The following is a 14737-nucleotide window of genomic DNA, read 5'->3' on the forward strand; positions in this document are numbered from 1 at the left end:
TCGTATGCGGCGAAGAAGGACCACGAAGGAAGAGGTGTGCCCATGCCGATGATCCGGCTCACGACTCCCGCCGGCGCCCTGACCGAACAGGGCCGCCGCGGCGTTCAGCGGGACCTCGCCGCCGTACTGCTGCGCTGGGAGGGCGCGCCCGACACGGCGTTCTTCCGCGCCCAGGCCTGGAGCTACCTCGTCGAACTGCCGGACGGCGCCCAGACCACCGCCGAGGACGACGCGCCGCGCTTCCTGGTGGAGGTCACCGTCCCGCGGGGCGCCCTCTCCGAGCGCCGCAAGGCGGGCCTGGTCGAGGAGGCGACGAAGACCGTCCTGGCCGCCGCCGGTCTCGCTCCGGACGACGCCCTGCGGGTGTGGGTGCTGGTGCACGAGCAGCCCGACGGAACCTGGGGCGCCGGCGGCTCCGTCATCCGCTACGCCGACCTCGTGGCCCTGGCCCAGCAGGGCAAGGGGGACCAGGGCAAGGGGGACAAGACCGATGCGTGAACTGACCTACGTGGCGAAGCGCACCGTCGAGTGGCGTGAGGCGCCCGACCCGACGCTCGGGTCCGACCGGGAGGCGATCGTCGCGCCGGTCGCCGCCACGCCCTGCGACGTGGACTCGGCGATCCTGGCGGGACACGGCTTCATCGACCCGCCCTTCGTCCTCGGCCACGAGTGCGTCGCCCGGGTCGTGGAGACGGGCGACGCCGTCACGGCCGTGGCCCCCGGCGACCCAGGGGGTGTCTTGAGGGTCTCGCACAGCACCCGCGGTGTCCGGCACGCACCCTCGCCGCACCGGCCAAAGGCCCAAGTAGCTCCGCTACGAGGGCCTTCGTCCGGCACGCCGAGGGCACGCACCGGACACCGCGGGCACCGCACGGGACCCTCAAGACACCCCCTGTCGTCGTCCCCTGGTCCATCAACTGCGGCACCTGCGACCGCTGCCGCGCCGGACTCACCGCGCACTGCACCGCCGTGCCCCACATGGCGATGTACGGCGCACCGATCGGCGGCACCTGGGGCGGGCTCTTCTCCGACCTGGTCCGCGTGCCCTACGCCGACGCCATGCTCGTCCCCCTGCCCACCGGCCTCGACCCGGTCGCCATGGCCTCGGCCAGCGACAACTGGTCCCTGGCCTGGCGCCTGGTCGCCCCCCACCTCAAGGCCCGCCCCGGCGCCCGGGTCCTCGTGGTCGCCCGCGGCAGCATCGGCCTGTACGTGTGCGACATCGCCCGCGCGCTCGGCGCCTCCGACGTCCTCTACGTCGACCCCGAGCCCGCACACCGTGCCCTCGCCGACGCCTTCGGGGCCGCCACCGCCGCCTCCCTGGAGCCGCTCCCGCAGGGCTTCGACATCGCCGTGGAGGCCACCGGCCGCGTCGACCAGCTCGCCCTCGCCGTCAGTGCCTGACCCCGGAAGGCATGTGTGAGAGCGCGGGCAACCACTTCCGGCCCGGCGAGCTGCCCCTGCTCGACATGTACCTCAACGGCGTCACCCTGCGCGTCGCCCGCGACAACGTCCGCGCCCACATCCCGGACGCCCTCGAACTCGCCGCCTCCGGCAAGGTCGCCCCCGAGAAGGTGGTCTCCCACGTCATCGACTGGGAGGACCTGCCGAACGCGCTGCCGGAGAAGCACCTCAAGCCGGTGTTCGTCCGGGCCGACGCCTGACTCCCCTCCGTCCCACCGCACCGAGAAGCCCGATGAATCCCTCTCTCACCGACCCCTCTCTCACCGGTCCGTCGACCGCTGAACCCACCCCAGGGACCCCCGGGGACCTGGAACACCAGAAAGCGGCCATCACCCGCCTCGGCCACGAACTGCGCGCCCTGGTGGAGGCCACCGTCCGCACCGCCGCCGCCCCGGACACCCTCCACCGCGTGGCGGACGGCGTCCGGCACCTCAGCGGCACGCTGACGGGGCGCCGCCGCGCACGCGCGGAGATCCCCGAGGTGGACGAATTCCCCGCGGGCGAACGCATGTACAGCCCCGTCACCGGTCTCGGCAGCCCGCTGGCCCCGCCCCTGCGGGTGGCGCCGGCCGACGAGGGCCTGGTCGGCCACTGCACCCTGGGCATCGCCCACGAAGGCCCACCCGGCTACGGCCACGGCGGGATGAGCGCCATGCTCCTGGACGAACTCATGGGCCGCGCCTGCGCGGCAGCCGGACTCGCCGGGCTGACCGTCTCGCTGCGGATGAGCTACCACCGCCCGGTCCCGCTGGAGACACCGCTGCGGATCCTCGCCCGCGTCACCGGCACGGACTCCCGCAAGGTCCGGGTCAGCGGGTCGATCACCACCGAGGCGGCCCCGGACACGCACCTGGTCACGGCCGACGGGGTCTTCGTCGTCCCCGACGCGCGCCGCGTCCGGGACCTGTTCCCGGGGCAGGCGCCCGAAGGGGCGTGATCAGACGAGGCCGCGTTCCAGCGCGGTGAGGTGGCCGGACATGAAGTGGTCGCGGATGCCGTGCCCTGCCGGGGCGAAGGCATCCGCGGTCAGGCCCCGCCCCCGGCCGCGGAGCGGGTGCGTCAGGCCGTCACACCGCCAGCCAGGCAGCCTGGTCCGGGGCGAGCGTGCCGCCCTCGACGGCACCGCTCGCCAGCAGGACCGACGTGTGGCCGGGCAGCGGGTACGGCTCGGCCGAGAGGTTGACCACGCAGACGAAGCCCGGGTCGCGCCCGAACGCGAGGACGCCCTCGGGAGTCTCCAGCCAGGTCAGGGTGCCCTCGCCGAGGGCGGGGAGCTCACGGCGCAGCCGCAGGGCCGTGCGGTAGAGCTCCAGCATCGAGGCGGCGTCGCCGGACTGGGCCGCCACGGTGCGCGGCGCCCAGTCGTCGGGCTGGGGCAGCCAGGGCGCGGCGCCGGCACCGTCGGGGCTGAAGCCGTACGGGGCGGTCGTGCCGGACCACGGGATCGGGACCCGGCAGCCGTCGCGGCCGCGGTTGGTGTGCCCGGAGCGCTCCCAGACGGGGTCCTGGAGTACGGCCTCGGGGAGGTCCTCGACCTCGGGCAGGCCGAGCTCCTCGCCCTGGTAGATGTAGGCGCCGCCCGGCAGGGAGAGCATCAGCAGGGCGGCGGCGCGGGCGCGCCGGGTGCCCAGTTCCAGGTCGAGAGGGCCCTCGGGTTCGTACACCTCGTTGGCCACCCAGCGCTTGGTGACCCGGCGGCCGTAGCGGCTGGGGTGGCGTACGACGTCGTGGTTGGAGAGGACCCAGGTGGCGGGGGCGTGCACCGCGCCGAGCATCTCCAGGGAGCCGTCGATGACCGCGCGCAGGTCCTTCGGGTGCCAACTCGACATCAGGAAGTCGAAGTTGAACGCCGTGTGCAGCCCGTCCGGCCGGACATAGGCGGCCAGCCGCTCCGGGGTGTCCGCCCACGCCTCGGCGACGAAGGACCGGTCGCCGGGGAACTCGTCGGCCACCCTGCGCCAGCCGCGGTAGATCTCGTGGACCTCGTCGCGGTCCCAGTGCGGATGGTCGACGTGCTGCCAGGGCTGTGCGGGGTCCGGGTCACGACGGGGCGGGAGGTCGGGCAGCTCCGGGTGCTTGACGAGCCCGTGGGCGACGTCGATACGGAAGCCGTCCACGCCCCGGCTGAACCAGAACCGCAGGATCGACTCGAACTCGGCGCGCACCTCGGGGTGCTGCCAGTCGAGGTCCGGCTGCTCGGGCGCGAAGAGGTGCAGGTACCACTGGCCGTCGGGCAGCCGGGTCCAGGCGGGGCCGCCGAAGCAGGACACCCAGTCGTTGGGCGGCACGGAGCCGTCCTCGCCCCGGCCCTCGCGGAAGACGTAGCGCGCCCGCTCCGGGCTGCCGGGGCCCGCCGCCAGCGCCGCCCGGAACCAGGCGTGCTGGTCGGAGGTGTGGTTGGGCACGATGTCGGGGATGACGCGGATCCCGTGCCCGTGCGCCTCCTCGATGAGCCGCTCGGCCTCGGCGACCGTGCCGAACAACGGGTCGATCTCGCGGAAGTCGGCCACGTCGTAACCGTGGTCGGCCATCGGGGACTTGTACCAGGGGTTGATCCAGATGGCGTCCACGCCCAGCGACTTCAGGTACGGCAGTCGGGAGCGGACGCCGGCGATGTCGCCGACGCCGTCGCCGTTCCCGTCGGCGAAGCTGCGGATGTAGACCTGGTAGATGACGGCGCTGCGCCACCAGGGCACGGTGGTGGGAGGCGTGGTGGGGGACAAGGCTCTGCAACTCCTTGATGGTTGAGGGGAGGGCGGCTACTTCGCCGCGCCCGCCGTGAGTCCGGCGACGATGCGGCGCTGGAAGAGCAGCACCATGACCACCAGCGGGACCGTGACGAGGACGCCCGCGGCCATCTGGCTGCCGAACGGGGTCTCGTACGTCGTGGCGCCGGTGAACTTCGAGATGGCGACCGGCGCGGTCTGCATCTCCGGCCTGTTGGTCATCGACAGGGCGATGAGGAACTCGTTCCAGGCCGCGATGAAGGTGATGATCGCCGTGGTGAAGATGCCGGGCGCGGCCAGCGGGACGATGACCTTGCGGAACGCCTGGCCCCGGGTGCAGCCGTCGACCATGGCGGCGTGCTCCAGCTCGTCCGGCATCTGCCGGAAGAACGTGGTCAGGTTCCACACCGCCAGCGGCAGCGCGAAGGACATGCTCGGCACGATCATCGCCTGGTAGCTGTTGATCCAGCCGACGTCCGTGAACAGCTTCAGCAGCGGCACCACGATCGACACCACCGGGAACATCGAGGTCGCGATGACCAGGGTCAGGATCAGACCCTTGAAGCGGAAGTCGAGCCGGGCCATCGCATAGGCGGTGAACGTGGCCAGGACCAGCGCCAGGACGGTCGTGACCCCGGCGACGACCAGGCTGTTCAGCAACGCCCGCCCGAAGCCCTGCGCGGGGTCGAACACCGCCCGGTAGTTCTCGAAGGACACCGGGGACGGGACGAGCGAGGTGTCGAAGATGTCCGAGGTGCGGCGCAGGCTGGAGACGAGCATCCAGTAGAACGGGGCCAGACAGTAGGCCACGACGGCGACGACTCCGGCGTACAGCAGTCCGGAGCGCCACTTCGCGGTGACGGCCGTCGTCCTCGAAGTCATGATCGTCGTCATGCCGTCACCTCCGTACGGCGGCGCCTTCCCTTTCCCCGGCGTCGGGCGGCGGCGTCCTCTCCGACGAGATCCGCTCCGAGCAGCCGTACGAAGGCCAGGGCGATGAGGAAGACGTAGAGGAAGAGGAGCACGGCGTAGGCGGAGGCCGGGCCGAAGCGGACGTTGGACGCCTCGTTCTGCGCCAGCATGGACAGGGTTTCCACCGAGTGCTTCTGCGCGCCGACGAGGATGTACGGCAGGTCGAACATCCGCAGCGCGTCCATGCAGCGGAACAGCACCGCCACCAGCAGCGCGGGCTTCACCAGCGGCAGGGTGATGTGCCAGAACTGGCGGTGCGGGCGGGCGCCGTCGAGGCGGGCCGCCTCGTAGACCTCCTTCGGGATCACCTGGAGGCCGGCCAGGACGAGCAGGCCGATGAAGGGCGCCGTCTTCCACACCTCGGCGATGATGACCGCGACCTTGGCGTGGAAGCCCTCGGTGGTCCACAGGACCTGATGGCCGATCAGGGCGTTGGCGACACCGTCGCTGTTGAAGATCCAGCGCCACAGCAGACCGGAGATCGCCGTGGGCACGGCCCAGGGGATCAGGATCCCGGCCCGCACCAGGCCCCGGCCGCGGAACGCCTTGTGCATGATCAGGGCCATGGCCACCCCGATCACCGTCTCCAGGCCGACCGTGACGACGGTGAAGAAGGTGGTGTTCCAGAAGGCGTTCCAGAACCGTTCCCCGGCCTCGCCGAAGATGTCGGCGTAGTTCTCCAGGGCGACGAACGGCTCGGTGTCGCTGATGAATCCGGTCGCCGGGTCCAGGCCCTTCGGCCCGTACAGCGACTCCTTCAGTGCCATGAGCGTCGGGTAGATGACGACGATCGACAGCACCAGCAGGGTCGGGGACACCAGCAGGGCGGCCATGCGGGCAGAGCCGGCGGTCGCGCGGGTGGTCTGCCGCCGCGCACGACGGCGCACCGGCCGCAGGGACTTCCGGTTCACCACGGGATCCACGGGATCCACGGGATCCACGGGATCCACGGGATCCATGGGCTGGATCTTGGTGTCGGCCATGTCGCCGCTCCTCACTGCCCCGTGGACTTCCGCAGGTCCGCCTGGAGGTCCTTCAGCGCCTGCGCGCTGCTCTTGCTCCCGGTCAGGGCGGCGTACGCCTCCCCCTGGACCGCCGAGGTCACGTCGCCGTACTGCACGACGCGCGGGCGGGGCACGGCGCGCAGGATCGACTCCTTGAGGACCGGCAGGTACGGGTACTGCTCGATCAGCGCCTTGTCGTCGTACAGGGAGGCGTACGGCGGGGCGAGGGAGGCGTCCTTGAGGAACGTGGCCGCGTTCTCCTCGTTGCTGAAGAACTTCATGAAGTCCAGCGCCGTGGCCTTGTTCCCGGCGTAGGACGACAGGGCCAGGTTGTGCCCGCCCAGGCTGGAGGAGCCGGGGCCGTTCAGGCCGGGCAGCGGCGCGACGGCGTACTTGCCCTTGATGCCGCTCTTGCCGGCCAGGGAGTAGACGTAGGGCCAGTTGCGCAGGAAGACGAGCTTGCCGGACTGGAACGCCTGGCGGCCGTCCTCCTCCAGATAGGTGATGCCCTCCTTGGGGACCGTCCCGTCCTTGACGGAGCCGACGAGGAAGTCCAGGCCCTTCCTCGCCTCGGGGGTGTCGACGTCCGGCTTGCCGTTGGCGTCGGTGACGGTGCCGCCCGCGGAGTTCACGGCCTCGGCGAAGTTGACGGTCAGGCCCTCGTACTTCTGGAACTGCCCGGCGTAGCACGACATGTCCTCGGCCTCGGGCAGCTTCCGCACCTTGGCGCAGGCGGACTTCAACTCGGCCCAGGTGGCCGGAGGTTGGGAGATACCGGCCTGCTTCAGCAGGTCGGTGCGGTAGTACAGCATGCCGCCGTCGGAGCTGGCCGGGACCGCGTACAGGCCGTCGCGGTACTTGGCCGTCGCCACCACCGGCTTCAGCATCCTGTCGAGCGGGAACCGCTTCTCGGGCAGCTTGTCGATCCACCGGTGGGCGGCGAACTCCGACGTCCACACGACGTCGAGCGAGAGCACCGTATAGGCGTCGGACTTCGTCTCCGCGTTCTGGATCATCTGCTGCCGCTGCGCGTCCGGGTCCGTCGGCAGCTGGATGAAGGTGACCTTCTCCTTCGGGTGCAGCTTGTTCCAGCGGTCGAGCATCGGCTGCACCGCGCCGGTGGTGTCCTTGCCCGCCACGTACGTGATGGGGCCGCGGCCCTCGAAGGCCCCCGCCCCGGCGGCCTGCCCGGAGCCGCCGGCGCCGGACGAGCCGCAGGCGGTGAGGAGGAGCGCGCCGGCGGCGAGCGCGGCCGAATACGGGAACGCTCTGGTCGGTGTGGTTTTCACGGTGTCTCCTGGTCGTACGAGGCCGTAGTGGCCGTAGTGGCCGTACCGCGTCTGTTCCTGTTGATGAGACCGCGTTGTCACGTCTCCCGACGGATCGAAATCGCAGGTCAATGCGCCTATGAGCGGCTCAGCTCGGGGATGGGTGAGCCCGTCGTGACAACGCTTGCAAGCTAGGGGTCGTGTTTGCTGGAAGTCAATGCGTTACCACTCGGTAACCCGATGTCGGAGATGCTTTACGGTGCATGAAAGCGCTGCCACGAAGAGCCCCGCAGAACGTGCCGCCTGTGCTACCGTCCGCTCATGCCACCAGCTCAGCGGCACCCCACGATGGCTGACGTAGCCGAACGGGCCGGGGTCTCCACATCCACCGTCTCGCGCACTCTGCGCGGTATGTCCACCGTCTCCCCGGAGGTCCGCGCCCGGGTCGAGCAGGCGGCGCGCGAGCTGAACTTCGCCGTGTCGCGGCAGGCCGCAAGCCTTGTCACGGGCCGGACCGGGAACGTCGCGGTGCTCGTGCCCACGCTCCAGTCGTGGTTCATGGGAGCCGCCCTGTCCAGCCTGGCCCCGATGCTGCGGGCGGCCGGCATGGAGCTGAACGTCTATGTGGTCCCCGACCTGGCCGCGCGCACCTCGTTCTTCGAGCACCTCCCGGCCCGGCGCAACGCCGACGCGCTGCTGGTGTTCTGCTTCGACCTCACCGACGAGGAGACCGCGAGCCTGGACAACCTGGGGATGCCGGTCATCTACGTCAGCCAGCACGTCGAGGGCAGGCCGAGCGTCTACGTCGACGACGTGACCGCGGCCGTGCACGGCACCCGGCACCTGCTCAACCTCGGCCACCGCCGGATCGCCTTCGCGCAGACCATCGGCGCCAGCGGCTTCTCCTTCAGCTCCAACGAACGGCTGCTCGGCTACCAGCGGGCGCTCACCGAGGCGGGCCTCCCGCTCGACGACGACCTGGTGGTCGCCACCGACGTCGGCGACAAGCGCGCCGCCGCCGAGGCGGTCGGAAAGCTGCTGAGCCTGCGCGAGCCGCCCACCGCCGTCTTCGCCGAACAGGACGAGGTCGCCGTCTCCTTCGTCTGGACCCTGCGCCAGGCGCGGATCCCGGTACCCGAACGCGTCTCCGTCCTCGGCTTCGACGACCAGCCCATCGCCGACTGGTTCGACCTGTCGACGGTGGCCCAGTCGCCCTCGGACATGGGCCGTGAGGCCGGCGAACTGGCCCTGCGGCTCATCGACGACTCCGATGCGGACCATGTCCGGCACGTCGTCCTGCCGACCCACCTGATCCCACGGCAGACCACGGCACCGCCGCTCCCCGCGGGCGACGAGGGCCGGGACGTCTGAGATCCGAAGCCTCCGGAGGGGCCCGCATGGATCAGCGACACCCGATTCCCTGGCACGAGGCCGGCTGGCTCAACGAGCCCCCGCACACCCGGCTCGACGGCCCCGACCTCCTCGTCACAGCCCGCGGCCGCAGTGACTTCTGGCGTACGACGAGCTACGGCTTCGTACGCGACGACGGACACGCCCTGCTCCACGACTTCCCGCAGGACGGCGCCATCGAGGTCACCTTCCTCGTGGACTTCGACACGCTCTACGACCAGGCCGGCCTGATGATCCGCGTCGACGCCGGGACCTGGATCAAGGCCGGGGTCGAGATGTCCGACGGCCTCCCCCAGCTGGGCGCGGTCGTCACGCGGGGGGTCTCGGACTGGTCGGTGGCGCCGGTGCCCGAGTGGCACGGGCGCGCGGTGACCGTGCGGGCCGGCCGCCGCGGGGACGCGGTGACGATCCGCGCCCGCTGCGAGGACGGCCCCTGGCGCCTGGTCCGGCTGGCCCCGCTGCCGCCGGACGCCGTGGCGACGGCCGGACCGTTCTGCTGCTCGCCGGAGCGGGACGGCCTGGAGGTGCGCTTCACCGGCTTCACCCGGGGACCCGCCGACGCGGCGCTGCATCTGCCGACGGAGGCCTGAGGCCGGGCCGGGCGGCGCCCCCCGGCATGCCCGCCTTCGACGAGGAGACCTTCGGCCCGCCGGCCGCCTGACCATCGCCCGCGACGACGACGAAGCCGCCCGGCCGGCCGACGCCACCTCCTTCGGCATGGGCCTGAGCGCGTTCACCAGCACCCGCACGTACTGGGTCGCCCGCGACTTCTCGCACGCCGAGCGGTCCGGCGGCCACTGCTGTGCGCTGCTGTGCGGCCACGCCGTGCGGCTACGCCTTGAGGGTGTTCGCCTCGTGTGCCTCGATCCGGGCCAGGAGCGTCGCCAGGGCCTTCATGGGGCGGCCCTGGCGGTGGCCTTCGGCCAGGGAGTCGCGCAGGGACCGGATGTCCTGGGCCTGGACCTTTCCGCCGTGGTGGAAGCGGTTGAACGCCTGGTAGTCGAGGGGCAGCATGTCCCGTTCGGTCCTCGTGTGCACCTGCTTCGTCATCCTCGGGCCCATGACGGCGCCCAACAGCCGTCCCCGCCAGCCGTGTTCCGGCAGGGTCGTGATCTCGCGCTGGGCTCGGCAGGCCAGGTCCCACAGCTCCTTGTCGCTCGCGACGGTGGCGAAGTCGGCCCAGTCGGCCAGGTCGCACGCCGCGTACACCGGGAAGGCGATCGAGGAGTAGAGGCCGGCCATCCCCTTGCCGAACCGGGCGCAGCGCGAGACGCCCGAGCGGTCGTACAGGGCGGCGAACCGCTTGGCGGCCGGGGTGCCGGACTGGACGCGGAAGCCCACACGGTTCTTCGGGTGCCGGTAGCAGATCGCCGCCCGGGCCACGTGTGTCGCGTCGGTGGGCGGGTGGAGGGGCAGCCCGGCGGACGCCTGATGGCTGAGCATGCCGAGGAACCCGAACAGCAGCCGGTCCTCCGGCAGGCCGAGGGTCTCCAGGTAGTGCGCGCGGATGCCCTGCCCGAAGGCGCTCATGACGACGGTCGCCCCCGTCGGCCGGATGGCGTCGCCGAGATCGCGCAGCATCGCCGCTCCCTCGGTGCTGCGGCTCGCGTGGCCGTCGAGGGTGATCAGCACGAACTGGAAGGTTCGATCGGCCAGTTGGCCGACGTGCTCCACGACGTCGTAGCCCTCGAACATCTTCAGTTCGGCGTCGTCGTAGCAGTAGAGCCGCTGGGGTGCGGCGAAGGCGCCCGCCCGGCCCGGGCGGACCAGGAACGTGACCTCGGCGCCGGCCAGGGCGAGGTGGTAGCCGACGGGGAGTCCGGTCGCGCCGGCACCGACGATGAGGACGGCGGGTTTGGTCATGGGGGTGCCTCCGGGATCTACGGGGTGCCGGACTGCCGGACTGCCGGACTGCCGGACTGCCGGACTGCCGGACTGCCGGGAACAGCGGAAGGGCCGAGTCCGGCACAGTCCAGAAGTGATATCTGGCTATCGGTTAGTGGTTGTCAGTGAACCCCGCGCCTTAGTGATAGTCAACTATCGGATGTTAGGGTGGCGGCATGTCCCCCGGCCCCACGCGACGGCTGCGCGCCGACGCCGCCCGCAACTCGGAGAAGATCGTGCGGGCCGCGCGTGAGGTGTACGCCGAATCCGGTCCCGATGCCTCGCTCGACGACATCGCCCGCCGCGCCGGGGTGGGCATCGCGACGCTCTACCGTCGCTTCGCCACCAAGGAAGACCTGGTCAAGGCCGCCCTGGAGCAGAGCATCGCCGAACAGCTCCAGCCGGCCATCGACCAGGCGCTGACCGACGACAACCCCCTGCACGGTCTGGGCGCCGTGTTGCGGGCCACGCTGTCCCTGGTGGCCCGCGAGCACCACACCCTGGCCGCCGCCGACAGGTCGGGCGCGCTCACCGCCGAGATCACCGCCTCCTACCTCGATTCCCTGACGCTCCTCACCCACAGGGCGCAGGAGGCCGGTCTCGTCCGCGCCGACGTCGTCCCCGACGACCTGCACAAGATCATGGGCATGCTGATCAGTCTGCTGTGGAGCACGTCCTCCGAGGGCGGGGGCGGGTCCGAGGGCGGGGCCGAGGCCGGGCCCGAGGGCTGGTCGCGCTACGTCACGCTCGTCCTCGACGGCCTGTCCCCCTTGGGCGCCACCCCGCTGCCGCCGCTGGTCCCCGGCTGGGAGTGCCGTGGGGGGACGCGCGGGGGTTGAAGTGTGACGCGTGACGCGTGACGCGTGCGCTGACCTGAGAGGACTGCCCGGCGCCGCACTCAGCCGACGTCCGGCAGGTCGCCCGGCATTCGTCGCGCATCGGCCTGACGCTGTGCCCACCGCGCGTTCTCCTGGCGCAGCGCGTCCAGCCACCGCCACAGCCCGACTTCCTCCAGCGTCAGCCCCGGGCACGTCAACCTGTGCGGCACCCGGCACTCCGCGCCCGGTGCGGGCTCCTCGGGCCCGCTGTTCCATGCCGTGCCGTTCGAGTCGACGTACCACCTGTGCCACGCCGGCACCATGTGCGCGGGGGCCGTCAGGCCGGGCTCCAGGAGGACATGCGCCCCGTAGTAGGTCGGGTGGCGCCCGCCGGCCAGCCCGCACTGCGGGCATATGGGCGGGGACGGCGGCTCGGGTGCGTCGGCGCCGTCCATGGCGGCCTGGGCACGGTCGACGTTCACCCACGGCTGCGGGGTGCCAGGTGGCGGCTGCCGCTGCCCGTCCGGGCCGGGTAACGGGACGACGCGCTGCACGTCGTCGTCCGGGTCGGGTAAGGCGCCGGTTCTCGTCTCGTCTGCTTCCCCCATGCTGTCGAGCGTCCGGGTACGGCTTATGTGGGGGTAGGGCGCGATCCGGGCGCAATGGTGGGGGAGGGCGGGGCAGACGGGCGCGCGGTGCGAGGCACTCCGAACGGGGCCGGAGCACGGGGCGGCCTGACGGCCCTTTCCCGCACGCGCGTGGAACGCTGACCGGGGTGCTGGTGCCCAGCACCCCGGTCGGCCGGGTCTGGATGGATGACCTCAGTTCCCGGTGGCCGGGGTGTCGGGGCCGGTGGCGCGCGCATAGGTGACGAAGGCCGCGCCGCTGTCGAGCACGGTGTGGCCGGAGAGCTTCCAGCCGCGCGGATCGAAGGCGGCCTTGTGGGAGAAGAGCGGGATTCCGGCGCCGATGGTCAGCGGTGCCATCTTGAGGATGAGCTGGTCGATCTCGCCGTACAGGGCACCGGCCAGTTCCGCGCCGCCTACCAGCCAGATGTCCTCGCCGTCCTCCTGCTTCAACTGCCGCACCTTGTCCACAGGGTCGCCGGCGACCAGTTCGACGGCCGGGTCCGGGCTCTCGGTGAGGGTCCGGGAGAAGACCAGGTGACGTAGGTGGGGGTAGGCGTCGGTGATGCCGGCCTTGAGGCCGATCTCGTAGCTGCGCCGTCCTTCCAGGACGGTGTCGAAGTGCGTGCCTTGCGCGGTGACGGACAGCGCCGCCCGGGCTGGGGCAGGCAGGGTCTCCGGGTACTCCGTCACAAGGTGCTGGATGTAGTCCTCGGGGATCGGCCAGAAGCCGTCCGGGCCCGCGATGAAACCGTCCAGCGTGGTGGCGATGTAGTACACGAGCTTTCGCATGCGGTGCTCTCTCTTCTGGGTCTGCACGATCCGGTCGGCAGGAGGCCGCCGTGCGGGCCGTAAGGGTCGGCGTGGGTACGGGGCCGGAGGATCAGGAGTGGTCCGGTGTGATCCATTCGACGAGCTGGACGATGACCCCGTTGGGGTCGGTGACCTGGAACAGGCGTTCTCCCCATGGCTCTTCGCGCAGTGGCATCGTGATGTCGACACCTTCGGAACGCAGTCGTTTCTCCTCGGCTTCGAGGCCGGTGACGGTGAAGGCGAGGATCAGTCCGCCGGCGTGCCGGTCGCGCTGGTCGGGCGGCAGGACGTCGATGCCCCGCCGGAGCAGGACGATGTCGACGGCGGCATCGTCACGGGTCAGGGAGGCGAATCCTTCAGCCGCGGCCTGTTCCCGGTAGCCGAGGTGCTCGGTGAAGAAGCTGCGGGAGGCCGCGATGTCTTCGACCGTGAGGGAGGCGGTGGAGGCGGTGATCCTCAAGAGGGGTTCCTTTCCCAGGCTGGGTGGTCGTCAGCTTCGGTTCTGACGGGGACGTGTGCTGAGCTCCGGCTTGCGCATCCACTGCTTCCCCCCCCCGGACCGATCTTACGTCGGTAGTAATATTACTTCCATGCGATCGAAGCCGTAAACATATTTTTGCTACGGGGGTAAGATTCGCCTCATGGAGACGACGACGAGCGCCGCAGCGAGTGCCACCACAGCCGGCGTCACCGCCCCGCTGGGCCTGCGCGAGGCGAAGAAGCAGGAGACGCGACAGCTGATCTCCGACCATGCGACACGGCTCTTCATCGAGCAGGGCTTCGAGAACACCACCATCGCCGAGATCGCAGCGGCCTCCCGCGTCGCGAAGAAGACGGTGACCAACTACTTCGCGCGCAAAGAGGACTTGGCCCTCGACCACCAGGACGAGTTCAGCGCCACGCTGGCGCGCGCCGTGACCTCCCGCCGCCCCGGGGAGTCCGCCCTCGCGGCGCTTCGCCGTGCCTTCGAGGCCGCCGTCGCGGCGCAGGACCCGGTCGCCGGATTCGCCGGCCCGGACTTCTCCCGCATGATCACCGACAGCCCCACGTTGTCGGCGTGCCTGCGTAACCTGCACGACCAGCGCGAGCAGGCGCTGGCCGAGGTCCTCGCCGAGGCCGTCGGTGCGCAGCCGGACGACATCACCGTCCGCACGGTCGCCGGGCTGCTCGGCGCCGCGCATCGCGTCCTGTTCCAACGCATCCAGGACCTGACCCTGGCCGGGCACACCAACGACGAGATCGCCAGGACGATCGCGAAGGAAGCGGCACGAGCCTTCGACCTTCTCGATCCGGCCCTCAGTGACTACGCGATCGCCTGACGGCCCTTCTCGTGCACCAAAAGGGCGAGGCCCGAAGACCCCGCCCGCTACCAGTGAAACCCCAGGTCACGGCCACACAAGACAGTACGGCTGATGCCCCGCCTCATGAAGCCGATGCGAGAAGTCCTGCCACTCGTGCAGCGAATGGGGGCGGGAGGAGGCTGACCTGGGGCTTCGCAGGGGAGTGTGCGTTGACCTGGGGAAACTCCTCTCGGTAGTTCTCACGGGTCAACGCTGTTTCCCGGGCTCATGTGCCCTGGATGTGCCCTCGGGGGGACGTCGAGGGCAGCCGCGAGTTTCGTGTCTATCGCCCCTTGATGGGGGCAGTGATGCGGACAGGTTGCGTCCAGAGAAGTGGTGTACGGGTTCGACCTGATCCGGGGGTTTGCTCCGGCATCGGGATGGTGCCCGCATAGTTGAACGGCCACCGGCT

Annotated in this window: 14 protein-coding genes and 2 pseudogenes; 8 read left to right on the plus strand and 8 right to left on the minus strand. The window is 70.9% G+C overall.

Features of this window, described 5'->3' with window-relative positions:
* Window positions 1-42: 42 nt before the first annotated feature.
* From ACFU95_RS37460 to ACFU95_RS37475, 4 genes and pseudogenes are all read left to right on the plus strand, one after another.
* The gene (locus tag ACFU95_RS37460; RefSeq protein ID WP_383837715.1) at window positions 43-498 is read left to right on the plus strand and encodes a 4-oxalocrotonate tautomerase family protein; all 456 of its coding nucleotides are present in this window, start codon (window positions 43-45) and stop codon (window positions 496-498) included.
* Window positions 491-729, plus strand: a pseudogene (locus tag ACFU95_RS37465) (alcohol dehydrogenase catalytic domain-containing protein); the annotation flags it as partial. The gene ACFU95_RS37460 and the pseudogene ACFU95_RS37465, both read left to right, overlap by 8 nt.
* A gap of 165 nt (window positions 730-894) precedes the next feature.
* Window positions 895-1664 (plus strand): annotated as a pseudogene (locus ACFU95_RS37470) (zinc-binding dehydrogenase); the annotation flags it as partial.
* Window positions 1665-1696: 32 nt separating this feature from the next.
* The gene (locus tag ACFU95_RS37475) at window positions 1697-2401 is read left to right on the plus strand and encodes a PaaI family thioesterase (protein WP_383837718.1); all 705 of its coding nucleotides are present in this window, start codon (window positions 1697-1699) and stop codon (window positions 2399-2401) included.
* Between the two features lie 130 nt (window positions 2402-2531).
* On the opposite strand, the gene ACFU95_RS37480 is transcribed toward ACFU95_RS37475, so the two are convergent.
* The 4 genes from ACFU95_RS37480 to ACFU95_RS37495 are packed head-to-tail and all read right to left on the minus strand — an operon-like array spanning window position 2532 to window position 7455.
* Window positions 2532-4187: a glycoside hydrolase family 13 protein gene (locus ACFU95_RS37480; RefSeq protein ID WP_383837721.1), complete on the minus strand. Its 1656-nt coding sequence runs from the start codon at window positions 4185-4187 to the stop codon at window positions 2532-2534.
* Between the two features lie 36 nt (window positions 4188-4223).
* Entirely contained in the window at window positions 4224-5084 is an 861-nt protein-coding gene (locus tag ACFU95_RS37485; RefSeq protein WP_383837724.1) for a carbohydrate ABC transporter permease, read from the minus strand.
* Window positions 5081-6145, minus strand: coding sequence for a carbohydrate ABC transporter permease (locus tag ACFU95_RS37490; RefSeq protein ID WP_383837727.1), 1065 nt, complete (start codon window positions 6143-6145; stop codon window positions 5081-5083). Before ACFU95_RS37490 ends, ACFU95_RS37485 begins: the two co-directional genes overlap by 4 nt.
* 11 nt (window positions 6146-6156) lie before the next feature.
* A complete protein-coding gene (locus ACFU95_RS37495) occupies window positions 6157-7455 on the minus strand; it encodes an ABC transporter substrate-binding protein (RefSeq protein WP_383837730.1) in 1299 nt (432 codons plus the stop codon).
* A 327-nt stretch (window positions 7456-7782) separates the two neighbouring features.
* Here ACFU95_RS37495 and ACFU95_RS37500 point away from each other — a divergent pair, with 327 nt between their 5' ends.
* Together ACFU95_RS37500 and ACFU95_RS37505 are read left to right on the plus strand one after the other, a co-directional pair.
* Complete coding sequence (locus ACFU95_RS37500) at window positions 7783-8805, plus strand: LacI family DNA-binding transcriptional regulator (protein WP_383837761.1); 1023 nt, start codon at window positions 7783-7785, stop codon at window positions 8803-8805.
* Window positions 8806-8831: 26 nt separating this feature from the next.
* Window positions 8832-9434 (plus strand): DUF1349 domain-containing protein, encoded by a 603-nt coding sequence (locus ACFU95_RS37505; protein ID WP_383837733.1) that lies wholly within the window; start codon window positions 8832-8834, stop codon window positions 9432-9434.
* A gap of 241 nt (window positions 9435-9675) precedes the next feature.
* Here ACFU95_RS37505 and ACFU95_RS37510 read toward each other — a convergent pair whose 3' ends face one another.
* A complete protein-coding gene (locus ACFU95_RS37510; protein ID WP_383837736.1) occupies window positions 9676-10707 on the minus strand; it encodes a ketopantoate reductase family protein in 1032 nt (343 codons plus the stop codon).
* A gap of 197 nt (window positions 10708-10904) precedes the next feature.
* Here ACFU95_RS37510 and ACFU95_RS37515 point away from each other — a divergent pair, with 197 nt between their 5' ends.
* The gene (locus ACFU95_RS37515; RefSeq protein ID WP_383837738.1) at window positions 10905-11567 is read left to right on the plus strand and encodes a TetR/AcrR family transcriptional regulator; all 663 of its coding nucleotides are present in this window, start codon (window positions 10905-10907) and stop codon (window positions 11565-11567) included.
* 59 nt (window positions 11568-11626) lie between these two features.
* On the opposite strand, the gene ACFU95_RS37520 is transcribed toward ACFU95_RS37515, so the two are convergent.
* From ACFU95_RS37520 to ACFU95_RS37530, 3 genes are all read right to left on the minus strand, one after another.
* A complete protein-coding gene (locus ACFU95_RS37520) occupies window positions 11627-12154 on the minus strand; it encodes a DUF6083 domain-containing protein (protein ID WP_383837741.1) in 528 nt (175 codons plus the stop codon).
* 213 nt (window positions 12155-12367) lie between these two features.
* Window positions 12368-12964, minus strand: a complete 597-nt coding sequence (locus tag ACFU95_RS37525; protein ID WP_383837744.1) for a dihydrofolate reductase family protein — start codon at window positions 12962-12964, stop codon at window positions 12368-12370.
* A 91-nt stretch (window positions 12965-13055) separates the two neighbouring features.
* The gene (locus tag ACFU95_RS37530; protein ID WP_383837747.1) at window positions 13056-13445 is read right to left on the minus strand and encodes a VOC family protein; all 390 of its coding nucleotides are present in this window, start codon (window positions 13443-13445) and stop codon (window positions 13056-13058) included.
* Window positions 13446-13626: 181 nt separating this feature from the next.
* On the opposite strand from ACFU95_RS37530, the gene ACFU95_RS37535 reads away from it, so the two are divergent.
* On the plus strand, window positions 13627-14304 hold the full coding sequence (locus tag ACFU95_RS37535; RefSeq protein ID WP_383837750.1) for a TetR/AcrR family transcriptional regulator: 678 nt from the start codon (window positions 13627-13629) through the stop codon (window positions 14302-14304).
* Window positions 14305-14737 lie beyond the last annotated feature (433 nt).

Source organism: Streptomyces sp. NPDC057623, assembly GCF_042800355.1.
GTDB lineage: Bacteria > Actinomycetota > Actinomycetes > Streptomycetales > Streptomycetaceae > Streptomyces.